We start from the raw sequence: 24,247 nt of genomic DNA, 5'->3' as shown, positions 1-24,247 counted from the left end.
GAATTCAGGCGTTCTGGCGCATCCGCCAGCGAATGCCCTCTTCGATGAACCCGTCGATGTCGCCGTCGAGCACCGAACTCGGGTTGTTGACCTCGTAGTTCGTCCGGAGATCCTTCACCATCTGATACGGGTGCAGCACATAGGAACGCATCTGGTTGCCCCACGAGGCGCCCTCGTTGGTCTTGAGCGCGTCCATCTGCGCGCGCTCCTCCTGCCGCTTGCGTTCCAGCAGCTTGGCCTGCAACACCCGCATCGCCGAGATCTTGTTCTGGAGCTGCGATTTCTCGTTCTGGCAGGTGACCACGATGCCGGTGGGGATGTGCGTGATGCGCACCGCGGAGTCGGTGGTGTTCACGCTCTGCCCGCCGGGGCCGGAGGAGCGGTAGACGTCGACGCGGATCTCCGTCTCCGGGATGTCGATGTGGTCGGTGGTCTCGACCACCGGCAGCACCTCGACCTCGGCGAACGAGGTCTGGCGACGGCCCTGGTTGTCGAACGGGCTGATCCGCACCAGCCGATGCGTGCCCATCTCCACCGAGAGGGTGCCGTAGGCGTAGGGCGTCTTCACCGCGAAGGTGGCGCTCTTGATGCCCGCCTCCTCGGCGTAGGAGGTGTCGTAGATCTCCACGGCGTACTTGTGCCGTTCGGCCCATCTGACGTACATGCGCATCAGCATCTGGGCCCAGTCGGCCGCGTCCACGCCGCCCGCGCCGGAGCGGATGTTGACCAGCGCCTCACGCTTGTCGTATTCGCCGGACAACAGCGTGCGGACCTCCATGGCCTCCACATCGGCGTGCAGCGCGGTCCGCTCGGCGTCGGCGTCGGCCAGGGCCGAGGTGCGGGCCTCGCCCTCCTCGTCCTCGGCCAGTTCGTACAGCACGGGCAGATCGTCCAGGCGCTGCCGCAGATCGGTGACGCGGCGCAGCTCACCCTGGGCGTGCGACAGCTCGCTGGTGACCTGCTGCGCGTGCTCCTGGTCGTTCCACAGGTCGGGATCCGAGGCCTGGTGTTCGAGCTCATCGATCCGTCGGCGCAGCTCATCGACGTCGAGCACCGCCTCGACGGTCTTCAGGGTGGTGTCGAGTTCGGCGAGGTCGGCGGAGACGTCAGGATGCACGATGGTCCAGCTTAGTGGTCTCCGGCGCCGGACCGGAGATCCGCCTCCACACCGGGCCCGCGAGACGAACCCGCCGGTTGCGGTACCGCGCACACCATTCGCCCGGCCGGCGGCGATGCCGCCGGAACGCGGCGAGTCGTGGTGCGCCGCCTCGCCGGACAGGCGTTGTCAGCCGGCGACGGGGGATCCGCCCGCGACCGCGCGCAGGCCGCCGGGCCGGCGGCCGATGAGCGCGTCGAGGGCGGTGGCGGTGGCGTCGTCGGCGGGCAGATGGATCAGGATGTGCTGGTCGTCGTCGGCGGACAGTTCCAGTCGCTCGTAGGCCAGCCGCAGCAGGCCCGCCTCCGGATGGGTCATCCGCACGGTGCCGTTGGTGTCCGGCAGGCCCGGCACGGTCGCGAGCCGCCGGGTGAACTCGGCTCCGACGGTCACCGTGAGCTCATCGATCAGTGCCACGACCAGCGGATCCTGCCGGTACGGGCCCTGTTTGAGGGTCGCCACCGCCTTGTCCGCCTTGTGCTCCCAGTCCGGATACACCGTGCGGGCCCTCGGGTCGGTGAACAGATAGCGCAGGAAGGCGGCCGGGAGCCCCTGGTCGAGCTGGCCGGTCGGCCCGACCAGCCGCCGATAGCCGTCGGTGCAGGCCAGCACCTCGCCGAGCCGGTTCAGCACGGCGGCGGGTGCGGGTTCCAGCTGATCGAGCACCGCGCGCACGGCCGGGCGGACCAGACGGTTCGACTCCAGGCTGCCGCGGCAGGTGAATCCGGGCGTCATCGCCTTGACCAGGCGGTTCAGGTGGACCCGTTCGCGCGGGGTGAGCCGTAGCGCCTCGCCGAGCGCCGACAGCACCGCGGCCGAGGGGTGCCGGTCTCGGCCCTGTTCCATGCGGGTCAGATATTCGACGCTGACCCCGGCGAGAGTGGCGAGTTCGGAGCGGCGCAGGCCGGGAGTCCGCCGACGCGGCCCGGTCGGCAGCCCCGCCGCCGCCGGGGTGAGGGCCTCGCGACGGCTGCGCAGGAACAGGCCCAGCTCGTTGTCCTGTGCTGATGCGCCGTCACCCGTCGCCGATCCCGCCATTTCTCCACGGTAATCCCGCGGGTGCGGCGGAGGGTGGCCGTGCCACTACCACTCTGGGCGCGGACTCCCTCCGGTCGCGCCGGGGCCGCAGAGTCGAGAGGCAGCACCGCCGGGCCGCGCGATCCGGGCCGCCGGACGGTGCGAGTCGGCCCGCCGGCCGCGCAGGTGGCCCGGCCGGGCCGCGACAGGTGGCCCAGCCGGGCCGCGACAGGTGGCCCAGCCGGGCCGCGACAGGTGGCCCAGCCGGGCCGCGACCCGATTCAGAGGAGAACAGCATGTCCAGCCCCGCACTACGGCTCGTCGTGATCATCGCCAGCGTCCGCGACGGCCGGTTCGGGCCGAACGTGGCCCGCTGGATCGCCGGGCAGGCCGAGCGGCACGGCGGATTCACCGTCGAGGTGGTGGACCTCGCCGACATCACGCTCCCGCACGCCCTGCCCGCGGTCTCCCCGCTGATGAATCCGAATCCGGACCGGCCGGGCACGCTCCCGGAACTCACCCGCGCCCTGGACGACGCGGATGCGATGGTGATCGTGACCCCGGAGATCAATCACAGCTATCCGTCCTCGTTGAAGACGGCCATCGACTGGCATTTCGCGCAGTGGTCGCGCAAGGCGATCGGCTTCGTCGGCTACAGCGGCCACAGCGGCGGGCTGATCGCGATCGAACATCTGCGCGCGGTGTTCAGCGAACTCGATGCCCACACCGTCCGCAACTACGTGTCGTTCGCCCGCTACTTCCAGCTGTTCGACATGACCACCGGCGAACTGCTCGACCCGAACGGCCCCGACGCGGCCGCCGCGACGATGCTCGACCAATTGCATTGGTGGGCAAGCGCACTGGCCACTGCCCGCCGGGTCGCGGTCGGCTGAGCCCGCCGAGCCGCCATCGGTGGACCGGCCGGATCGGGCCGGGTCACCAGGGCCGCAACCAGGCCGACCACTCGCAACCGGGCCGGTCACCCGCGGCCGGGTCGGCGGGCGCAGCCGGGTCGGCGGGCGCGGTCAGAACTTTTCGGCGATCCAGGCGTCGATCAGATCCGCGGCAGCGTCCCGGGCGCCGGGGGTGGCGAAGTAGTGGTCGGTGTCGAACTCGTGCGCCTGTTTGTCGGTGGCGCCGAGCGTGTCGAAGATGGCCGCGGCATCGCTGGGGAACACCCCGGTGTCCCGGTTCGCGTTGAGTACCAGTGTGGGAACGGTGATGTGCGGCAGGTGGGCATGGGCCCGGGTCTGTGAATCCTCGAGGCTCCACAGTGACAGCCAGGTGCGGAGGGTGACCGACGAGGCGATCCCGAAGACCGATTTGTTGGCGCGGGCCGGCACGCCCGCGTAGCAGCTGTTCGGCTCGCGGCCGGTCGGCTCCAGGGTGGGGTCGACCATGCGGGGGTCGGCCAGGTGCGGGCCATCGAGAACGGCCGGTCGTGATATCCGGCCGCGGACAACCGGTTCAGCTCCGCCTTCACCCAGGCGGTGATGCGGTGGTTGCGGGCCACCTGCGCCTCGCGGTAGCGCCGCACGAATTCCGGCGGGTACGCGGGACCGTTGTCCGGGTTGAACAGGTCCAGCGTGGGATCGGTTGCCAGCGGGTCGTTCTCGTCGACGACCGAGCCGTCGCTCCACGCGGTGAGGACGTCGGGGCGGCCCAGATGCGCTGCGAGATCCCCCTCGCCTTCGTGGTCCTCGATCCGGACGTCCCGGCGACGGCCGCGGCACTGCCGCGAACAGCTCGCCGGATTCAAATAGCCGAAGTATTTCCGGCGGCTGGAGTCGCTGCCCCGCAACAACATCGGGAAGATACTCGAGGATCCGCTGCGCCTGCTCGCCGAGCAGGATCCGCCGCGCGGCGACTCCCCCTCGTTCGACCTCTAGGAGACCGGCATGACCCCTCGGATCCGATCCGATGGCTGACCGACCGCGCCGAACTCACGGATCTGTTCTCGACGTACGTGCGCACCATCGACAGCCGGGATTGGCTTGCCCTGCAACGGATGTACACCGCGGACGGGCTGATGGAACACGGACCGGTGACCGTCGGGCACGACGGGATTCCCGAGCTGTGCGCACGGATCCAGACCGGAGTCGACGTGTCCCATCACGTGATCGGCCCCCGTCGATCGAGATCGACGGCGACACCGCACGCCTGCGCACACACTATTTCGCCACCCACGCCACCGCCGTCGGCGCGATCATCCGCCAGGCCGGCGGCTGGTACGACTGCACCGTCCGGCGGGAGCCGGCCGGGTGGCGGTTCACCCACGTCCGCGCCCGCGGCGGCTGGCGCAGCGGCACCCCGCTGGGCGAATAGCCCGGAGCGCGGCCGGATTTCGGTTGCGCGTCGTTCCGCTCACTGGATGGGACGGGCCACCCCCTCGCACCTCGGGTTGCTCGTAGGCTCGGCCGCAGGCGCCGGGCCGGTCGCCGGTGCGACGCAGAGAGGCGGAGAGATATGGGCGTGATCGCGATCACGGGCAGCGCGTCGGGAATGGGGGCCGCGCTGGCCGAACATCTGACCAAGGCCGGGCACCGGGTCATCGGGGTGGATCTGCGGAACGCGGAGGTGACCGCGGACCTGGCGACGCCGGACGGCCGCGCGCACGCGATCGCCGAGGTCACCCGGCTGGCCGAGGGCAGCCTCGACGGTTTCCTGCCGTTCGCCGGGCTGGCGGCCGCCACCGGGCGGCCCGGCGGGCTGCTGGTGTCGGTCAACTACTTCGGCGCGATCACCCTGCTGGAGGGGCTGCGGCCGCTGCTGCGGGCCGGGTCGAATCCGTCGGTGGTGCTGATCTCGTCGAACTCCACCACCACCCAGCCGGGCTGGCCGGTGGAGCTGGCCGACGCGTGCCTGGCCGGGGACGAGGAACGCGCCCGCGGCATCGCCGAATCCTTCGGCGACCTGGGCGCGATCCAGGCGTATCCGGCGACCAAGGCGGCGCTGGCCTGGTACGCCCGCACCCGTTGCGCGGAGTACATCAAGGAGGGCATCCGGCTCAACGCCGTCGCGCCGGGCCTCATCGACACCCCGATGACGCAGGCGGGCCGCGACGACGCGCTGACCCGCGAGGGCCTGAAGGGCTTCCTGGGCGCCACCCCGATCGGCCGCGCGGGCCGCCCCGAGGAGATCGCCGACCTGGTCGCGTTCCTGCTCTCGGAGCGGGCCGGATTCTTCGTCGGCTCGGTGATCTTCTGCGACGGCGGCATCGACGCGGCCTTCCGCGGCAAGGACTGGCCGGCCATGTGGGACATTCCGCTGCATCCGTAACCTGTCCGAGGTGACCGCATTTGCCGCCGATCTCGAACTCGCCCTGCGCCTGGCCGACGAGGCCGATACGATCACCCGCGCCCGGTTCGGCGCGCTGGATCTGACCGTGGACAGCAAACCGGATCTGACCCCGGTCTCCGACGCCGACCTGGCGGTGGAGCAGGCGATACGGGCGGCCCTCGCGCGGCAGCGGCCCGCCGACGCGGTGCTCGGCGAGGAATTCGGCGGCGCGGCGGAGTTCACCGGCCGACAGTGGGTGATCGACCCGATCGACGGCACCAAGAACTTCGTGCGCGGCGTGCCGGTGTGGGCGTCGCTGATCGCGCTGCTGGTGGACGGGGTGCCGGTGGTAGGGGTGGTGAGCGCGCCCGCGCTGTCGCGGCGGTGGTGGGCCGCCGCGGGCGCGGGGGCGTGGAGCCGGTTCGCCGCGGACGAGCCGCGGCCGATCCGGGTGTCCGCGGTCGGCGAGCTGGCCGCCGCCAGCCTGGCCATCTCCAGCCTGTCCGGCTGGCGGGACCTGGGCCTGCGCGATCAGCTGATCGGGCTCACCGACGAGGTGTGGCGCACGCGCGGCTACGGCGACTTCTTCTCCTACTGCCTGCTGGCCGAGGGGGCCGTGGACATCGCCACCGAGCCGGAGGTGTCGCTGTGGGATCTGGCGCCGCTGGACATCCTGGTCCGTGAGGCCGGTGGCGCGTTCAGCGCGCTCGACGGCAGCGCCGGACCGCACGGCGGCAGCGCCGTGGCCAGCAACGGGCTGCTGCACGATCGGGTGCTGGCCCACCTGCGCTGATTCCGTTCCGTCCGGACCGCGCCGCCGCCCCGGCGAGCGCGGCGCTCACGCCTGTCTGTGGCCTGTCACTGTGCGGCTCCGCGCCCGATTCGCGCGGTGTATGCTGCCGCTCGACGGCTTTCTTACTCAGGAGTAAGATAGCCTTGTCCCGACAGCAAGATGCGAACGACGCGTTCCCCACACCCACCTGAGAAGACTGGTGACCATGAGTACTCGAGACTCCGCAACGAAGCGCCGAGCGGATTCGGCCGTCGGCCTCAATCCGGTCAAGCGGGACTGGATGGGCGCGGCCATGCGGGTCATGACGACCATCACGGGGTCCGAACTGGCCGAGAAGTACAACCTGCGCAAGCCGATCGAGCGGATCGCCTACGAGAGCACCAGGACCGGATTCCGCACCCTCGGCGCCGCGACCCGCGCGTTCGGCCGGGTGACCGGTGGCGGCAAGCCGAAACGCCTGCCCGACAACGAGTCCCGCACCAAGACGTACTTCGACCTGACCCCGACCGACGACCAGCAGATGATCGTCGAGACGGTCCGCGACTTCGCCGGTGAGATCCTGCGCCCGGCCGCCTTCGACGCCGACAGCGCCGCCAAGGCGCCGCGCGATCTGCTGGAGCGCGCCGCGGAGCTGGGCATCACCGTGATCAACGTGCCCGAGGAGCTCGAGGGCGCGGCCACCGAGCGCGGCGCGGTCACCAACGCGCTGGTCGCCGAGGCGCTGGCACACGGCGACATGGGCCTGGCGCTGCCGATCCTGGCACCGTCGGGCGTCGCGGTGGCGCTGTCGCAGTGGGGCAACGACGCCCAGCAGCAGACCTACCTCGGCGCCTTCGCCGGGGAGAACGTGCCGCAGGCGTCGGTGGTCCTCGCCGAGCCGCGGCCGCTGTTCGATCCGTTCACCTTGCAGACCAAGGCCACCCGCTCCCCCAGCGGCTACCGGCTCAACGGGGTCAAGAGCCTGGTCCCGGCCGCCGGTGACGCCGAGCTGTTCATCGTCGGCGCCGAACTCGACGGGCGACCGGCGCTGTTCATCGTCGAATCCGACACCCCGGGCGTGATCATCGAGGCCGATCCGGGCATGGGCCTGCGCGCGGCCGGGCTGGGCCGGCTGATCCTGGACAACGTGGCCGTGCCCGCCGAGGCCGTGCTCGGCGATGGCGACGCCGCCGCGCACGCCGAGGACTACGCCGACGCGGTGCGGCTGGCCCGGCTGGGCTGGTCGGCGCTGGCCGTCGGCACCGGTCAGGCCGTGCTCGACTACGTGATCCCCTATGTGAAGGAGCGCGAGGCGTTCGGCGAGCCGATCTCGCACCGGCAGGCGGTGGCGTTCATGGTCGCCAACATCGCCATCGAGCTGGACAGCATCCGGCTGGTCACCCTGCGCGGCGCCTCCCGCGCCGAACAGGGGCTGTCGTTCGCCCGCGAGGCGGCGCTGGCCAAGAAGCTGGCCACCGACAAGGGCATGCAGATCGGCCTGGACGGCGTGCAGCTGCTCGGCGGCCACGGCTTCACCAAGGAACACCCGGTCGAGCGCTGGTACCGCGACCTGCGCGGCATCGGCGTGGCCGAGGGCATCGTGCTGGTGTAGGCCGCCGCCCGGCCGCCGACGATCCAAGACTTTCGATGGAGACAATCCGATGATCAATCTCGAACTGCCCAAGAAGCTGCGGGCCAGCGCCAACCAGGCCCATCAGGTGGGGGCGCAGATCTTCCGCCCGATCTCACGCAAGTACGACCTGGCCGAGCACGAATACCCGGTCGAGCTGGACACCATGTCGGCCATGATCGAGGGCCTGTCCGACTCCGGCACCCAGAACATCTCCGGCGCCGCCGGCGGCCGCAAGGTCAAGTCCGAGGGTGAGGCCGAAGCCGCGCCGGAGCGGTCCGGAAACAACAACGGCGGCAACATGTCCGCGCTGCTGAACGCGCTGGAGACCTGCTGGGGCGATGTCGGCCTGATGCTCTCCATCCCCTATCAGGGCCTGGGCAACGCGGCCATCGCCGCGGTCGCCACCGACGAGCAGTTGCAGCGCTTCGGCAAGGTATGGGCCGCGATGGCGATCACCGAGCCGTCCTTCGGCTCCGATTCGGCCGCCGTGACGACCACCGCGGTACTCGACGGCGACGAGTGGGTGCTCAACGGCACCAAGATCTTCGTGACCGCCGGCTCGCGCGCCACCCACATCGTGGTGTGGGCCACCGTCGACAAGAGCAAGGGCCGCGCGGCCATCAAGTCGTTCGTGGTGCCGCGGGATGCCCCGGGGCTCACCGTGTCCCGGCTCGAGCACAAGCTCGGCATCAAGGCGTCCGACACCGCCGAACTGCGGCTGGAGGACTGCCGGATCCCGAAGGACAACATCCTGGGCAGCCCGGAAGTCAACGTGGAGAAGGGTTTTGCCGGGGTCATGCAGACCTTCGACAACACCCGCCCGCTGGTGGCGGCGATGGCCGTCGGCGTCGGCCGGGCCGCGCTGGAGGAGCTGCGCGGCATCCTGACCGAGGCCGGCATCGAGATCTCCTACGACGTGCCGCCCAACAACCAGCCCGCCGCCGCGGCGGAATTCCTTCGGCTGGAAGCGGATTGGGAGGCCGCCTATCTGCTGTCGCTGCGCGCGGCCTGGATGGCCGACAACAAGAAGCCGAACTCGCTGGAGGCGTCGATGTCGAAGGCCAAGGCCGGCCGGATGGGCACCGACGTCACCCTGAAGGCGGTCGAACTCGGCGGCACCCTCGGCTACTCGCAGCGCACCCTGCTGGAGAAGTGGGGCCGCGACTCCAAGATCCTGGACATCTTCGAGGGCACCCAGCAGATCCAGCAACTCATCGTCGCGCGCCGGGTGCTGAACCTGACCAGCACCGAGCTCAAGTGAGGGTTGCGGTCGGACCGGCCGGTTATAAGATACTCTCGGTAACACAGACATCGGCGCGGCGTCCGCCGGACCGCCGCGCGGTGTCGGCTCCGCACCGGATCTCGATGTTGCGATCCGCCGGCCTTCTCGGCGGTATCGCGGAAGGTTGTACCCATGTCAGCTGCCCTTCCGTCGGCCAGCACCGCTCTCCGTAAAGTCGGCGACCTCGCGCTGGGAGTTCGCGCCATGCGGAAGGGCGGCCTGTTCAACCCGCTGCGCCTGGACCTCGCGCTGCGCTCCGCACTGAACGTCACCCGCTACGGGCCGTTCGCCGGGGTGATCATGCACGCGGCGCAGACCCACCCGGACGCCCCCGCCATCGTCGACGAGCGCGGCGAACTGACCTTCGCGCAGATCGACCAGCAGTCCAATCAGCTGGCGCGCGGGCTGGCCGCGTCCGGACTGCACCCCGGGGATGTGATCGCGGTGCTGGCCCGCGACCACCGCGGCATGGTGCTCACCCTCGCCGCCACCGGCAAACTCGGCGTGCGCGCGGTACTGATGAACACCGGCTTCGCGAAGCCGCAACTGGCCGATGTCGCCGCCCGCGAACAGGCGAAGGCCGTGCTGCACGACAGCGAGTTCACCGCCTTGATGAGCGCGATTCCGGAGACCGTGCCGCGCGTGCTCACCTGGGTGGACGCGGCCGACGGGGTGGATCCCGCGGCCGACACCCTGGACTCGCTGGCCGCGGGGCAGTCCGCCGATCCGCTGCCGGCCCCCGAGAAGCCCGGCGGCACCGTGATTCTCACCAGCGGCACCACCGGCACCCCCAAGGGCGCCCCGCGCGACAAGGTGAGCCCGCTCATCTCCGCGCAGTTCCTGGATCGGATTCCGTTGCCGGTCAACGGTTCCATGGTGGTCGCGGCCCCGATCTTCCACGCCACCGGCCTGTCGCAGTTCACCCTCGGGCTGGCGCTCGGCAATCGAATGGTGTTCCAGCAGCGCCGTTTCGACCCGGAACGCACGCTGGCGAACATCGAGCGCTATCGCGCCGAATCGCTGGTGGTGGTGCCGACCATGTTGCAGCGCATCCTGGATCTGCCGCCGGAGGTGCTGGCGAAGTACGACATGTCCTCGCTACGAGTCCTTTTCGCGGCCGGCTCGGCCATCCCGCCGGACGTGGTGACCCGCAGCCTCGACTACTTCGGCGACGTGCTCTACAACGTGTACGGCTCCACCGAGTGCGCGATCATCACCGTGGCCACCCCCGCTGACCTGCGGATCGCCGCCGACACCGCGGGCCGCCCGCCGGTCGGCATCCGGCTGGCCCTCTACGATGAGAACCGCAAGCGCATCACCCGCCCGCACGTGACCGGCACCATCTTCATCGCCAACGCGCACTCGTTCAAGGCGTACACCGACGGCCGCACCAAGGAGACCGTGGACGGCTTGATGTCCAGCGGTGACGTCGGCCACTTCGACGAGCACGGGCTGCTGTTCATCGACGGCCGCGACGACGACATGATCGTCTCCGGCGGCGAGAACGTCTTCCCGCAGGAGGTCGAGCACCTGATCGCCAACCGCCCCGACGTGCTGGAGGCGGCGGTGATCGGCGTCGACGATCGCGAATTCGGAAAACGCTTGCGCGCCTTCGTGGTTCCCGGTCCCGGCGCCACCCGCGACGCGCAGGAGATCAAGGACTGGGTGAAGGTCAACCTGGCCCGCTACAAGGTCCCGCGCGAGGTGATCTTCCTCGACGAACTGCCCCGCAACGCCACCGGCAAGCTGCTGCGCCGCTCCCTGGTGGAGATGGACGTCCCGGCGGAATAACCCGTCGTACCCTCCGGATACCATCGGCGCATGATCATCGCCCCCGGCCGCAGTCGCGGCCGCACCCTCGCCGCGGCGCACTCGCGCCGGCTGGCGGTGGCGCGGCTGCGCGGCGGCTGCGCCGGGGCGATGTCGGCGGCACTGTCGATCGCCGCCCACGGCTGGGCCTCCGGCGGCATGCCGGTCTCCTCCGGCACGCTCACCCTGGTGCTGGCGGCCGCGAGCGTGGTCGGCGCCCTGGTCACCGGCCTCGGCCTCGCCACCCCCGGCGCCCGCACCGTTCCCCTGGCCGGCGCCCTGCTCGGCGGTCAGCTCCTGGGCCACGCCACCCTCACCCTGGACATGGCAGGCATGCCGCACCGGTCCGCGTGGACCCCCGCCATGCTCGCCGCGCACGCGGTGGCCGCTCTGGCCGCCGCCCTTCTCATCCGCAGCGCCGAGGCCGCCTACCGCATCGGCTGCGCCGCCGTGGCGAGAGTCCTGCCGATCCTGCTGCGCACCCCGGCCACGGCCCCGCCGCCCCGCTTGCCGATCGCCCACCGCGCTCGCGTGATCCTGCGTCTGTTCCCCGCGGACACCTTCCGCACTCGCGGCCCGCCGGCGACCGCTGCGCTCTGACCTTTCCCACACCCCGTACACGCGAACAGCTTTCGCGGGTGAGCCGGTTGTGGTTCACGCGGGTGAGTTCTCGTCCCGAGATCCGATTGACACGGCCTTCGCATGCCGGTGCGGAGCCGTGCCGATCGGGCATCCCGGTGCCGGGTTCATGCCCGCCGCACCACGCCTCGTCCGGAGTTGTGGTGCGACCCAGGGGAACCGGATCGTCAACGGAGTCACGGCCGGATACGGACTGCTCGAACCGAAGCTGATCCGGCGCACCGATTCGGCCACCTGTCTCCGCACCAGGGCGGTCCATCCCACCGTGGCGACAGCTATGTGACGCGGTGGCTGATCCGGCTGTGCCGAGGCCGCGCGACACAGTCGACCGGATGCGTCAGCGGTCTTGCATCGTGCGTCGCTGGTGCGTGATTCGGTCGCATATGTGCCGGGTTGCCCAGAGCTGTGGCCGGTTACGCCGCGGTGGCGGGCGGTACCACCGGCCGATCGCGCCGTCACGGGATGTGACCGGGCTGGGCTCACCCGAGGTGAGCTGACGGCAGGACATATGCGGGTGTTTTCGTTCTTCGATACAGGAGTTTTTCGTGAGTTCTGTTGATCTGGCGGTCGAGGCCGACACCGAGGGGCCGCCGGGGGTAGAGCCGGGCCGATATCCGGTGCGGCGGGCGCTGGCCGCGCTGGCGTTGCGGCTGCATTTCTATGCCGGGGTGTTCGTCGCGCCGTTCATTCTGGTCGCGGCGGTGACCGGGGCCTTGTACTCGGTCGCGCCGACCGTGGAGTCGATCGTGAATCATGATCTGCTGCATGTGGATTCGACGGGCCCGGCGCGGCCGCTGGCCGAGCAGGTGGCGGCGGCGCGGGATGCCGAGCCGGATCTCGAGCTGTCCGCGGTGGATCCGGCGCAGCGTGGTGGGGACACCACGCGGGTGCTGTTCACCGATCCCGGGTTGGGGGAATCGGAGCGGCGGGCAGTGTTCGTCGATCCGCAGACCGCGCACACCGTCGGCGACAGTGTGGTGTACGGGAGTTCCGGGGCGTTGCCGCTGCGGACCTGGATCGACCAGTTGCATCGCACACTGCATCTGGGACAGATCGGGCGGCTGTACAGCGAGTTGGCGGCGTCCTGGTTGTGGGTGGTCGCGCTCGCGGGTCTGGTGTTGTGGCTGCGGCGGTCGCGGTCGGGCGGTGCGCGGCGGATGCTGTGGCCGGATCGGTCCCGACCCGGCCGCCATCGCACGACCGGTTGGCATGCGGCCGTGGGTGTGTGGATCCTGCTGCCGCTGCTGTTCCTGTCGGCGACCGGTATGACGTGGTCGACCTATGCCGGTGACCACATCGACCGATTGCGGGCACAACTCGGCTGGACCACGCCGTCGGTGCGAACCGCATTGCCCGGCAACGATGTTCCCGGTGCACACGCCGCCGGGGAGCACGACCATCACGCCGGGCCGATGTCCCCCGCCACCGGCCGCGACGGCACGACCGCTCCCGCCGACCGGAACGTTCGGACCGACACCGTTCCCACCCCCGGCCGCAGTGACCGGGCGGATACGGTTCCTCCTGCCGACCATGGCAATCGGGCGGAGGCTGCTCCTCCTGCCGACGCCGGGGATCGGATGGATGTGGTGTTCGCTGCGGCTCGTGCGCAGGGGCTCGACGGGCCGGTGGAGATCAGCGTTCCGGACAGCGGTGGTGACGCGTTCACGGTCGAGGAACGGCGGTTGTCCGGGGTGCTCACCCAGGATGCCGTGGCTGTCGACGGGTCCACCGGTGCCGTGGTCGACACCGTGCGTTATGCCGACTGGCCGGTGATGGCGAAGCTCGCCAACTGGGGTATCCAGTTGCACATGGGCCTGATGTTCGGCCTGGCCAATCAGTTGTTGTTGCTGGCCACCATGATCGGACTGCTCACGGTGGTCATCCGGGGCTATCTGATGTGGTGGCAGCGGCGGCCGACGCGGTCCGGCCGGCGATCCGTGGCCGGAAAAGCGCCCCGCCGAGGCGTTCTCCGCCGCACCCCGCTCACGGTGCTCACGCCGCTGGTCGTGATCGCCGCGGTGGTGGGCTGGTTCGCGCCGCTGATCGGCGTACCGCTGCTGGCGTTCCTGGCCGTCGACACCGGTATCGGATTGCTCCGCCACAACGCCGTCGCGTAGCCGGATCGCGACTTGCCCTCCGGCACAGCCAGTGTCGGTACGGAAGTCTGCGCAAGGCTCGATCGGAGCGAAACAGCCTGAGCGGCAAAGGAAGTGAGTAGGTCGAGGATGCGCCGGAGTGCATCGGCGGCAACGCCGAGTGAGGGGCACGCCGGCCATCCTCGACATCACCTCGCGCGGATCGTGATTCGGCGTGGGTCGCGCGGCGGCGACACCATCGGGCCGGTGCACGGGTCGCCGTGGACCGAATCGGCCGGGTACGAACGAGCCACTACCGCAGGTGGATCGGGATCGTCGGCCCACCGACCACCCCGATCCACGATCGCTACTCGCTGCGTTTCGGCTCGACCACCGGGCGCAGCCGGGCCCAGGCGAGGAAGGCGATCGCGACGATCAGCATCGCGATTCCCGTCCACAGGTTGATGTTCCAGCCGCCGGTGCGGGCGTGGTCGGCGGCGGGGTTGTGGACCAGGCCGGTGATGGTCAGGACCAGGCCGTACAGGCCGAGCAGGGCGCCGACGATGGTGCGGATGTCGAAGAGCATGGATTCCTCCGATGTCGGACGGCGGGTCAGCCGACCACGATGTTCAGGACGATCACGATCACCAGCGCGATACCGGCCAGCAGCACCGGCCGCTGATACCAGGGCAGCCCGGCGGCGTCCGGATCGTTGAGCTGGTCCTTCGGGGTCTCCGAATGCACCAAGCCGACCAGTTCGGCGGCGGGCTTCGGAGTGGTCACCCGGCTGACGAGCACGCTGAGCACGATGTCCACCACGAACGCCGCACCCGCGGCGACGAAACTCGAACCCTGCCCGGACAAATGGAACACGTCGGTCTTGTTCAGCACGAAAACCACGATCGCGGAGAGGGTTCCGAACACCAGGCCCACCCACCCGGCGGTCGGGGTCATCCGCTTCCAGAACATGCCGAGGATGAACGTCGCGAACAGCGGCGCGTTGAAGAACGAGAACAGGGTTTGCAGGTAGTCCATCATGTTGGAGAAGCTGCCCGCGATGAAGGCGGTGAAGATCGCGATCACCGTGGCGCCGACGGTCGCCAACCGGCCGACGGTGAGGTAGTAGCCGTCCGAACGATCCTTCTTCACGTACTGCTGCCACAGGTCGTAGCTGAACACCGTGTTGAAGGCGGAGATGTTGGCCGCCATCCCGGCCATGAACGCCGCCAGCAGTCCGGCCAGCGCCACCCCCAGCAATCCGTTGGGCAGCACCGCTTTCATCAGATACAGCAACGCCTGGTTGTAGGTGGCGTCGCCATGCCCGGTGGCCTTGAGATCGGCGATCTGCGGCACCAGCAGCGCGCTGATCATGCCCGGGATCACCACGATGAACGGGATGAACATCTTCGGATAGGCGCCGATGATCGGCGTGCGCCGGGCCGCGGAAATGGAATGGGTGGCCAGCGCCCGCTGCACCTCCACGAAATTCGTGGTCCAGTACCCGAACGACAGCACGAACCCCAGCCCGAACACGATGCCGATCACCGACAGCGTGTTGTTCGCGAAGCCGCTCAACTCGTTACCCGGCCAGGAATGCCACTGCTGCGAGCCGTCCGGCTGCCCGAGCACCTTGTTCTTCAGCCCGCTGACCCCGCCGACGCGGTGCAGCCCGACCAGGGTCAGCGGCAGCAGCGCCGCCACGATCACGAAGAACTGCAACACCTCGTTGTAGATCGCCGCCGACAATCCGCCGAGGGTGATGTACGAGAGCACGATGACGGCCGCGACGATCACCGACAACCACAACGGCCACCCGAGCAGTACGTTCACGATCGACCCGAGCAGATACAGGTTCACCCCGGCGATGAGCACCTGCGCCACCGCGAAACTCAGCGCGTTGACCAGATGCGCCCCGGTGCCGAACCGCCGCCGCATGAACTCCGGCACGCTGCGCACCTTCGAGCCATAGTAAAAGGGCATCATGACCACGCCGAGGAACAGCATGGCCGGCACCGCGCCGATCCAGAAGTAGTGCATGGTCGGCATGCCGTACTCGGCGCCATTTGCCGACATGCCCATGATCTCCACCGCGCCGAGGTTCGCGGAGATGAATGCCAGCCCCGTCACCCACGCGGGCAGCGACCGCCCCGACAGGAAGAAGTCGATACTCGACGACACCCGTTGCCGGGCCAGCAACCCGATCCCGAGCACGAACACGAAATACAGGGCGACCAGGGCGTAATCGACCGGTGCGGCATCCAGCCGCAGCTGACTACCCCCCGCCGCCATCGAACCGATCGTGTGCCCCGCGGCAGCGGTAGGCGGCATACAACTCTCCTGTCGGTGCTGTTGGTCCCGGAGCTCAGTCGTCGCGCCCCTGGGATCCTAGCCACCGCATACCCCGCCGCAGCGCCAGCTCACCCGGGCGTGGTCACGGTGGTAGCGGACAGCCTGGAACGCAGCCGGCGTCTCGGACGGGCCACATACTCTACGGTCGGTTCGGCGGCATCCACTGTCTGGTCTTCCGCTTCGTGCTACGCGATGCCGACAGGTGTGGTTATGCGATGACTGGAAGAATCGTGCCGAGGAGGCCGTTCATGTCTGCCGTCCTCTCGCCTTCCAGGATCCGGCCGTCGTTCTGGCTGTCACCACCGCATCAATTGTGCTCGCTCCGGTGGCCGGAGGTGTGAGGATTCCGGGTGTCGCCGTTGTCGGCGAAGCCTCCGGAGCCGGTACGGTGGGCCGACGACGTCGTAAGAGCAAGTGGCCCGGCAGCGAGCAGATCGGGCCGGGATCACCTCCGGATCGGTCCGCAGGTACCGGCTGGATCGGATTGTACACGGAAAGAACACTCTCCCAACAGCTTTCGGAGAATTGGACTTCGGTATGCGAATGAGCACAATCACGGCATCCGTCTCGGCGGCCCTCGGCGTCGGCGCCTCGATCGTGGCGGGCGGTGCGCCGGACGCCGCGGCGGACGGGGCGAACACGATCGAGTCCTCCTACAGTGCCGCAGGGCCGTACGCGACGACGACCAGCACCGTCGTCGATGAGCAGGGACGCGGGTTCACCATCGTGCGCCCGGCCGACTATTCGGCCCTGGGGTTCCCGAGCCCGATCCTCAGCTGGGGCAACGGAACCGCCTCGACGCCTCGTGAATACACCCGGCTGCTGGGTCAATTGGCGTCCTACGGGTTCACCGTCGTCGCCAGCGAGCTGTCGAATACCGGCAGCGGTGTCGAAATCGACGCCGGGACAGACTATCTGGTCGCGCAGAACGCCGCGGGAGCGGGCGAGCTGTCCGGTCGTCTGGACACCGCACGCATCGGTGTGTTCGGCCATTCACAGGGCGCCGCGGGAGCGGTGAACGCGGCGCTGCACGATCCGGATCGCTATGCGGCCGTGCTGACCTTCTCGCTTCCCGACCAGGCGTGGTCCCGGCCGAACTCCGATTGCCCGACCGCCGCGGCGTGCAGCACCCATCCCGATCAGCTGCGCGCCCCGATCTTCCTGATCGGCACCCGCGGCGCCTTCGATGCCGCGATCGCCTCACCGCGCACCGAGACCGCCTACTACGACAGCGTTCCCGGGCACGCGGCGCTCGGTATCGTGGCCAAGGACACCGATCACGCCATGCCGACCGACAAGTCTCGGCCGGACGCCGACCTCGGATACACGACGGCGTGGTTCCTCGCCGAACTGCGTGGCGACCAGCGGGCGACCGCCGCGTTCACTGGCGACGACGCCGAATTGGTGCACAATACCGACTGGTCCGGCAGCGCCGTCAAGTAGCGCGCCGGTCGGGGCCGCGCTCAGCTGCCCGCCGGGCCAGGGCCGACGGGCGCCGGTGCCGGCCCGGTGCTGGCCGCGGCTCGGTGGCGCTCGGGCGCGGTCGCCACGGTGATGCTCAGCACGAGGGCGGCGAGAACGGCCGCGGCCGGGGCGAGCCAGCGAATTCCCGTGGCCGACAGCACGATACCGCCGAGGGCCACCCCGATGGCGGTGCCGAGATAGTTCATCGAGCCGTTCATGGCCAGTGCCACAGTGGCCAGATTGCCGCTGGCGACGAAGACCCGGTTCTGCTGCGGTATGAACAGGAACGATCCGGCGAGGCCGAGCACGAACAGGATGACGAGGGTCGCCCCGAACACCTGCTGTGCCACGGCGAGGACGACGGTGGCGACGATCGTGACCGCCAGTGCGAGCGTGAGTGCGGTGAGGGAGCCGAATCGGTCCACGAATCGTCCGACGAGACGATTGCCCAGGAAGAAGCCGAGGCCGAACACCACCAGCGCGACCAGCACGGCGTTGTCCGCCGAGGTGCTCTCGTCCACCAGGGCGGCGGTATAGGCCGTGACGAGGTAGACCGGCGCGAGCACCAGCGCGCTGGTGACCAGCAGGACGAGAATACGGCGCTCGACCAGCACCGACACCCGGTCGCGCAACGAGGTCGCGGGCAGCGTGACCGCGGGCAGGACCGCGGTGGCCAGCACCGCGGCGACAGCGGCGAGCGCGGCGATGGCCCACAGGGTGCCGCGCCACCCCAGCCACTGCCCGATCAGCAGCCCGAGCGGAACGCCGAGCACCGCGGCGAGACTCGAGCCCGCACCGATCACCGCGAGCGATCGGGCCCGGCGTTCGGGGCGGGACAGCACGGCGGCCACGGCGAAGGCGTTGGCCTGGAACGCCGCCGCGCCGAGCGCCGCGACGACGCGACCGGTCAGCACGAGACCGTAGGTCGGCCCGGCGGCCTGGAGGATCATGCCGGCCAGGAACACACCCATCCCGGTTCCGATGACGGTGCGCCGATCGAATCGCGCGGTCACGGTGGCGATGACCGGCGAGCCGACCGCGTATGCGACAGCGAACGCGGTGGTCAGCTGGCCCGCGGCCGGGACGCTCACCGACAGGCCGGCCGCGAGGTGGGGCAGCAGCCCGGGCAGCACGAAGCCGTCGACGCCGAGTGCGAACGTGCCCACGGCCAGTGTGACGAGACGCCACCCGGCCAATTCGTTTGATTGTTGTCGAATCATCACACTATCGAAGGCTAGGTTATTATTCGATGACCGTCAAAGAATCAGCGCATCGAGAGGAGCCACGGATGCCGCGCACACTGCCGGAGCCCGCGGTCGAATCCTTCGATCTCACCGTCGTTCTCAGCGCCCTGGCCGATCCCGGCAGGCGCGCGTTGATGACCGCGCTGTACCGGCGGTCCGAGCCCGTCGACTGCGCCGTCCTCGTCGGCGAGGCCGGCCTGGAGCTGAGCAGTCCGACCCTGTCGCACCACTACCGCGTGCTGCGGGAGGCGGGCCTGATCCGGTCGGTGGCCGACGGCCGCAAGCGCATCGTCACGGTGCGCCGCCACGAGGTACAGGCCCGCTTCCCCGGCCTGCTACAGGCGATACTGGGCGCCGACGCCCGGTAACCGAATCACAGTGCGCCGGAACCGGATTCACGGCGGCGGCGCGCCCCGGCTCGAAGTGCTCCGGCCGCCACCCGTTCCGGGCCGTTCCCGGCGGCGTGACGATCATCGTCGCGTGACCGCGAGGCCGTCGTGGGATCGACACGGGTCGGCGCTCCGACGAATTCGATGGCCTCGTATATAGCTGACAGCTATATGAACTCGGATGTTGCCACGCGGGTCCGAGTGGGGTATTCGAAGAATCTAGATTATCTCGGTGATCTAGCTGCCGTCGCATACCGCCTGTTGAGCGCCACTTTCTTGGGATTTTTATCTAAAGCCTTGTGATTTACTATCTACAGACTTTAGTCTGACGCCACTCAATCTACCGGTGGTTCAGGTCACGTCAGTGCCGTTCCGCTACGCGTGACAGGAGTTCGACACACCATGCCCTCGACCATCTTCAGGCCGCGGTATCTCGCGGCCGGAACGACCTTGCTTCTCGCACTGGCCGGATGCGGCGGCACCTCCCACGACGGAGGCGCGGGAGGTGGGAAGAACTTCACCGGAGCCCCCGTCACCGTCATGACGATCGCGCCGGTCAAGTCCGCGGCGATGAACACCCCCGAGATCGTCACCGCCGCGGAGGCGGCCGTCGACACCATCAACGCCGCCGGCGGGCTCGGTGGCCACGAGGTGAAACTCATTGCGTGCAACGACGGAAACGACGCCAACCAGGCCGGTGACTGCGCACGTCAGGCGGTCAGCGCCAAGGCGGTCGCGGTGTTGGGCGGATTCACCACCAACGGCTCCACGATCGTTCCGATTCTGGAGAAGGCCGGAATTCCGTGGATCGGCGACCCCGCCTTCTCTGCCGAAGAACTCTCCAGCAAGGTGTCGTACCCGCTGGTGTCCGGTGCGGCCGCGTTCGCGGGCATCGGCGCCCGCGCCGGCCGGGACGGCTGCGCTTCGATCTCGATGGTGCTGTACGACGTGCCGAGCTCGGAAAAGGCCGCGCAACTGATCAACCTCGGTATCGCCAGTGCCAAGGGCCAGCCGGCCGGCCACATCAAGGTCCCCACGACCACCACCGACTTCAGCAGCGTCGCGAAGTCGGCGGGCAATTCCGACTGCGCCATCGTCGGTCTGCCCAACGACCAGGTGGTCGCGCTCGCGACCGCCGCGCGGACGCTCGGTGAGAAGACCCGGTACTACGCACTCCAGGGGGCCCTCAACAACCAGGTCCTCAGCGGGGCCCGGGACGCGCTCGACGGCGCCACCTCCGCGGTGAACTTCGTGGTCGCGACCGATCCGGCGTGGAACGCGGCCAAGGCCGCGTCGAAGAAGGTCGACTGGACCTACCCGTACAACCAGAACACCTGGGCCTCTTATCAGGTACTGACCCAGGCACTCGCAGGCGCCACCGATATCTCGGCGGCGTCGGTCACCGCGGCCCTCGACAAGACCACCAACGCGACCGCCGGTGGTGTGACGGCACCGATCGACTTCACCAAGGAATTCCCGGTACCCGGTCTCAACCGGGTGTTCAACCCGAACATCGTCTTCGTGAAGGCGCAGGGCGGCGCGGTCGTCCAGGACGGTGGATTCGAGAACCTCACCGCTCTGTTCGCGGGCTGATCAAGACTGTGCCGCACCGGGATTCGGTGCGGCACAGCTTCCGAGCCCCACCGTTTCGCAAGGAAGACTCAGATGAGTGCGACGTCATCACCGGCGATCCCCCTCGGCGAACCCGTGGTTCGCGCGATCGGTCTCACCTCCGGATACGCCGGAACACCCGCGGTCCAGGACATCGACCTGACCGTCCACGCGGGCGAGGTCGTCGCCCTGCTCGGCGCCAACGGCGCGGGCAAATCGACCACCCTGCTCACGCTGGCCGGTGAGCTGGCGCCGATGGGTGGGTCGGTCGAGGTGCTCGGCCTGGGCCGCCGCCACCGCCTCGACTACCGCGCCCGGCGCGGCCTGGGGTACCTGACCGAGGGCCGGTGCGTCTTCATGGAACTGACCGGCTGGGACAATCTGCGACTCGGACGAGGTACCCCGGCCCGCGCGCTCGAGTTCTTCCCCGAACTCGAACCGCACCTGGGCAAACGAGCCGGACTGCTGTCCGGTGGCCAGCAGCAGATGCTCGCCCTGGGCCGGATTCTGGCCGGCGAACCACAACTGATCCTGGCCGACGAACTCTCGCTGGGCCTGGCGCCGATCGTGGTGCGGAAACTGCTGTCGGTCCTGCGGTCGGCTGCCGACCGCGGCGCCGCTGTCGTGCTCGTGGAACAGCATGTCCACCAAGCGCTGGGGATCGCCGACCGAGCCTACGTGCTCAATCGCGGCCGCGTCGCGATGTTCGGATCCGGCGCCGAACTCCGGACGCGCGCCGACGAGATCGCCGCTCACTACATCTCCAAGGAGACCTGACATGGACGTATCGACCTTCGCCCTCATCGGTCTCGGCACCGGCGCGATCAACGTCCTCCTGGCCGCGGGGCTCGTGCTGATCTACCGGGGCTCGGGCGTCATCAACTTCGCCCACGGCGGGTTCGCTCTGCTCGGGGCCTTCATCGTGATGGACCTGCGCACCCAGCACGACATGTCCTGGCCGCTGGCACTGGGCGCGGCGGTGATCGCGACCGCCGTCGCCGGACTGCTCGTGCAGGCGCTGGTCATGCGGCCGTTGCGTACGGCGAGCCCGCTGGCCCGCGTGATCGCGACCCTCGGCGTGCTCACCGTCCTCATCCAGGGCGTCCTGCTCGAATACGGTGCCGAACAGCGGACCGTCCCGCTGCCCGTGCCGTCCGGACCGGTCCGGATCGCCTCCGATGTGGTCGTCGGAAAGCAGAACTTCTACCTGGTCGCCATCGCGGTGGTCGTGGTGGTCGCGTTGTCGGTCACCACCTTCCGGACCCGAATCGGCAACGCCCTGACCGCCTCCGCCGAGAATTCGCGGGCCGCCGCGGCACTGGGGTGGTCACCGAACCTGCTCGCCGCACTGACCTGGGGCCTGGGCGGAGCACTGGCCGGGCTGGCGGGCGCCCTGTTCCCGGCCACGTCCACGGGTTTCATCTCGATCGCGCAGATGAGCGTCCTGATCGTCGGCGGACTGGCGACCGCGCTGCTCGCGCAATTCCGTTCCTACTACCTCGCCCTCGCCGGCGGGCTGGCGATCGGCATCATCCAGGCGCTCACCACCCGGTATGTCGACCAGACCGGCGTCGCCGACGCCGTCCCCTTCCTGGTCATCGTCGTCGTCCTGGTGGTGCGCGGCAAGGGACTGCCGGTTCGTGGTACCGCCGCCGACCGCCTGCCCCGGGTCGGGACCGGCCGGGCGCATCCCGCCGTGGTCGTTCCGATCGCGGTGGCGGCCATCGCGCTGCTGCGATTCGCGACGCCCGGCGACTGGTATCCCGCCCTGATCGTCTCGATCTGCTTCGCCGTCATCGGCCTGTCGGCAGTCGTGCTCACCGGCTATGCCGGGCAGCTGTCGCTCGCGCAGTTCGCGCTGGGCGGTGCGGGGGCATACGTGGCCGGCCGCTTGGCCGCCGCGCGGGGCTGGCCGTTCGAACTGGCGCTGCTCGCCGGGGTGGTCGGCGCCATGGTGCTCGGCCTGCTCTTCGGTCTGCCCGCGTTGCGCACCCGGGGTGTCAACCTCGCGGTGGTGACCTTCGGTCTCGGGTTCGCGCTGCACCAGATCCTGTTCAGCAACAGCGATTACACCGGTGGCGAGTTTCAGACGAAGCCGTCCTCCCTGCATTTCTTCGGCGTCGACGTCGACCCGATCTCGCACGCGGACAACTACAGCCTGCTGTGTGCGGTCTGGTTCATCGTTCTCGCACTGGTGGTCGCGACAGTCAGACGCGGACGAGTCGGCCGCCGGCTGCTGGCCGTCCGCACCAACGAGCGTGCCGCCGCGGCGATCGGGGTGAGCGTTCTCCAGAACAAGCTGTACGCCTTCGTGCTGTCGGCGGGTATCGCCGGCGTGGGCGGAGTCCTCTTCGGCTTCAGCTACCCCACCGTTCTCTACCAGCAGTTGTTCGTCCCGGACCGGTCGATCACGGTGCTCGTCATCACGGTGATCGGCGGCGTCGGATATCTCGGGGGCCCGGTCCTCGGCGCACTGCTGGTGCCGGGAGGTATCGCGGTCCTGCTGTTCGACACCTCCTCGGCCGCGAGCACCACGGACGACGGCTTCGCGAGGTTCGTGCCGCTGCTCACCGGAATCGTGCTGGTAGTCATGCTGATCGCCAACCAGAACGGCCTCGTCGACCAACTGTGGCAACCACTGCGCCGACTCGGATCCCGGTGGGCAGGCGAGCAACGATTCACGGTCGCGCCGGGCCCACGGTCCGCGGTGGCGGCCAAGTCGCTGGAGGTGCGTGGGGTGACCCAGACCTTCGGTACCTTCACCGCGCTGACGGAGGTGAGCGTGACCATCGCGCCCGGACAGGTCGTCGGGGTGCTCGGCCCCAACGGTGCGGGCAAGACGACGCTCATCGATGTGATCACCGGCTACAACCGGCCGGATTCGGGTGCGATCATCCTGGATCAGCAGGACATCACGGCCTGGCCGCCGCATCGCCGGGCTCGCGCCGGCCTGGTCCGTTCGTTCCAGTCCCTCGAGCTGTTCGACGATCTCACCGTGCGCGAGAACCTGCTGGCCTCGTCGGAGAAACAAGATCTTCTGGCCTATCTCACCGGCCTGTTCCATGCGGGGACTCCCCGGCTGACCGACACCGTGTCCACCGCCGTCGAGGAACTCGAACTCACCGATGTGCTGCACCAGCGGCCGGAGGAATTGTCGTACGCGCGCCGGCGACTGGTCGCGATCGCGCGGGCCATCGCGGCCCGCCCCTCGGTACTGCTGCTGGATGAACCCGCGGCAGGCCTCGACGAATACGAGAGCGCCGAACTCGGCCGTCTCATCCGGCGGCTGGCCGACGACTGGGGCATCGGCGTGCTGTTGATCGAGCACGACGTCAAACTGGTGCTGGACAACAGCGACCGGGTGGTCGTCCTGGAATTCGGACGCGTGATCGCCGAAGGTACCCCCTCGGACATCCGGCACAGCGATGTCGTACGCCGCGCCTACCTGGGCGAGAACCCGGAACTCGTCGAGCCGCTGGAGACCGGTGGGGGTGTTCAGGCCGCTGTCGGCTGAACCGGACGCGCACC

Annotated in this window: 18 protein-coding genes and 2 pseudogenes; 14 read left to right on the top strand and 6 right to left on the bottom strand. The window is 69.3% G+C overall.

Annotated features, from left to right (window positions below; all coding sequences use genetic code 11):
• Positions 1–4 precede the first annotated feature (4 nt).
• Positions 5–1,117 (bottom strand): peptide chain release factor 2, encoded by a 1,113-nt coding sequence (gene prfB, locus LBW94_RS31950; protein WP_225059339.1) that lies wholly within the window; start codon positions 1,115–1,117, stop codon positions 5–7.
• Between the two features lie 168 nt (positions 1,118–1,285).
• Positions 1,286–2,194, bottom strand: coding sequence for a helix-turn-helix domain-containing protein (locus tag LBW94_RS31945; protein WP_225059338.1), 909 nt, complete (start codon positions 2,192–2,194; stop codon positions 1,286–1,288).
• A 275-nt stretch (positions 2,195–2,469) separates the two neighbouring features.
• Between LBW94_RS31945 and LBW94_RS31940 the strand changes: the two genes are divergently transcribed.
• Positions 2,470–3,066 (top strand): NADPH-dependent FMN reductase, encoded by a 597-nt coding sequence (locus tag LBW94_RS31940; protein ID WP_225059337.1) that lies wholly within the window; start codon positions 2,470–2,472, stop codon positions 3,064–3,066.
• 132 nt (positions 3,067–3,198) lie between these two features.
• On the opposite strand, the pseudogene LBW94_RS31935 reads toward LBW94_RS31940, so the two are convergent.
• A pseudogene (locus LBW94_RS31935) lies at positions 3,199–3,848 on the bottom strand (alpha/beta hydrolase); the annotation flags it as partial.
• Here LBW94_RS31935 and LBW94_RS44505 point away from each other — a divergent pair.
• The 8 genes and pseudogenes from LBW94_RS44505 (at position 3,840) to LBW94_RS31895 (ending at position 13,704) form a co-directional block, all read left to right on the top strand.
• Positions 3,840–4,498 (top strand): annotated as a pseudogene (locus tag LBW94_RS44505) (nuclear transport factor 2 family protein). The pseudogenes LBW94_RS31935 and LBW94_RS44505 sit on opposite strands and share 9 nt — an antisense overlap.
• 141 nt (positions 4,499–4,639) lie before the next feature.
• Complete coding sequence (locus LBW94_RS31925; RefSeq protein ID WP_225059336.1) at positions 4,640–5,452, top strand: SDR family oxidoreductase; 813 nt, start codon at positions 4,640–4,642, stop codon at positions 5,450–5,452.
• A gap of 10 nt (positions 5,453–5,462) precedes the next feature.
• Positions 5,463–6,245 carry a histidinol-phosphatase gene (gene hisN / locus LBW94_RS31920; protein ID WP_225059335.1) on the top strand — a complete coding sequence of 261 codons (783 nt, stop codon included), beginning with the start codon at positions 5,463–5,465 and terminating at the stop codon, positions 6,243–6,245.
• A 205-nt stretch (positions 6,246–6,450) separates the two neighbouring features.
• Entirely contained in the window at positions 6,451–7,836 is a 1,386-nt protein-coding gene (locus LBW94_RS31915; RefSeq protein ID WP_225059334.1) for an acyl-CoA dehydrogenase family protein, read from the top strand.
• Between the two features lie 49 nt (positions 7,837–7,885).
• Positions 7,886–9,118 (top strand): acyl-CoA dehydrogenase family protein, encoded by a 1,233-nt coding sequence (locus LBW94_RS31910; RefSeq protein ID WP_225059333.1) that lies wholly within the window; start codon positions 7,886–7,888, stop codon positions 9,116–9,118.
• A gap of 153 nt (positions 9,119–9,271) precedes the next feature.
• Positions 9,272–10,930: an acyl-CoA synthetase gene (locus LBW94_RS31905; protein ID WP_225059332.1), complete on the top strand. Its 1,659-nt coding sequence runs from the start codon at positions 9,272–9,274 to the stop codon at positions 10,928–10,930.
• Between the two features lie 30 nt (positions 10,931–10,960).
• Positions 10,961–11,548, top strand: coding sequence for a hypothetical protein (locus tag LBW94_RS31900; protein WP_225059331.1), 588 nt, complete (start codon positions 10,961–10,963; stop codon positions 11,546–11,548).
• A gap of 584 nt (positions 11,549–12,132) precedes the next feature.
• Entirely contained in the window at positions 12,133–13,704 is a 1,572-nt protein-coding gene (locus LBW94_RS31895; RefSeq protein ID WP_225059330.1) for a PepSY-associated TM helix domain-containing protein, read from the top strand.
• A gap of 325 nt (positions 13,705–14,029) precedes the next feature.
• On the opposite strand, the gene LBW94_RS31890 is transcribed toward LBW94_RS31895, so the two are convergent.
• Together LBW94_RS31890 and LBW94_RS31885 are read right to left on the bottom strand one after the other, a co-directional pair.
• Positions 14,030–14,248: a hypothetical protein gene (locus LBW94_RS31890; protein ID WP_225059329.1), complete on the bottom strand. Its 219-nt coding sequence runs from the start codon at positions 14,246–14,248 to the stop codon at positions 14,030–14,032.
• Positions 14,249–14,274: 26 nt separating this feature from the next.
• Positions 14,275–15,951 (bottom strand): sodium:solute symporter family protein, encoded by a 1,677-nt coding sequence (locus tag LBW94_RS31885; protein WP_225059367.1) that lies wholly within the window; start codon positions 15,949–15,951, stop codon positions 14,275–14,277.
• A 603-nt stretch (positions 15,952–16,554) separates the two neighbouring features.
• On the opposite strand from LBW94_RS31885, the gene LBW94_RS31880 reads away from it, so the two are divergent.
• Complete coding sequence (locus LBW94_RS31880; RefSeq protein ID WP_225059328.1) at positions 16,555–17,454, top strand: alpha/beta hydrolase family protein; 900 nt, start codon at positions 16,555–16,557, stop codon at positions 17,452–17,454.
• A gap of 20 nt (positions 17,455–17,474) precedes the next feature.
• Here the strand turns inward: LBW94_RS31880 and LBW94_RS31875 are convergent, their stop codons facing one another.
• Positions 17,475–18,695 carry an MFS transporter gene (locus LBW94_RS31875; protein WP_225059366.1) on the bottom strand — a complete coding sequence of 407 codons (1,221 nt, stop codon included), beginning with the start codon at positions 18,693–18,695 and terminating at the stop codon, positions 17,475–17,477.
• A gap of 68 nt (positions 18,696–18,763) precedes the next feature.
• On the opposite strand from LBW94_RS31875, the gene LBW94_RS31870 reads away from it, so the two are divergent.
• The 4 genes from LBW94_RS31870 (at position 18,764) to LBW94_RS31855 (ending at position 24,233) form a co-directional block, all read left to right on the top strand.
• Complete coding sequence (locus LBW94_RS31870) at positions 18,764–19,087, top strand: ArsR/SmtB family transcription factor (RefSeq protein ID WP_225059327.1); 324 nt, start codon at positions 18,764–18,766, stop codon at positions 19,085–19,087.
• Between the two features lie 423 nt (positions 19,088–19,510).
• Positions 19,511–20,701, top strand: coding sequence for an ABC transporter substrate-binding protein (locus tag LBW94_RS31865; protein WP_225059326.1), 1,191 nt, complete (start codon positions 19,511–19,513; stop codon positions 20,699–20,701).
• 72 nt (positions 20,702–20,773) lie between these two features.
• The gene (locus LBW94_RS31860) at positions 20,774–21,496 is read left to right on the top strand and encodes an ABC transporter ATP-binding protein (RefSeq protein WP_225059325.1); all 723 of its coding nucleotides are present in this window, start codon (positions 20,774–20,776) and stop codon (positions 21,494–21,496) included.
• Position 21,497: 1 nt separating this feature from the next.
• Positions 21,498–24,233, top strand: a complete 2,736-nt coding sequence (locus tag LBW94_RS31855; RefSeq protein WP_225059324.1) for a branched-chain amino acid ABC transporter permease/ATP-binding protein — start codon at positions 21,498–21,500, stop codon at positions 24,231–24,233.
• The last annotated feature ends 14 nt before the right edge of the window (positions 24,234–24,247 follow it).

The sequence above is a fragment of the Nocardia sp. alder85J genome (genome assembly GCF_020176955.2).
In the GTDB taxonomy this organism is placed as follows: Bacteria; Actinomycetota; Actinomycetes; order Mycobacteriales; family Mycobacteriaceae; genus Nocardia.
Note: the sequence above shows the minus strand (reverse complement) of the source record. Positions and strands in the feature narration are given on the sequence as shown.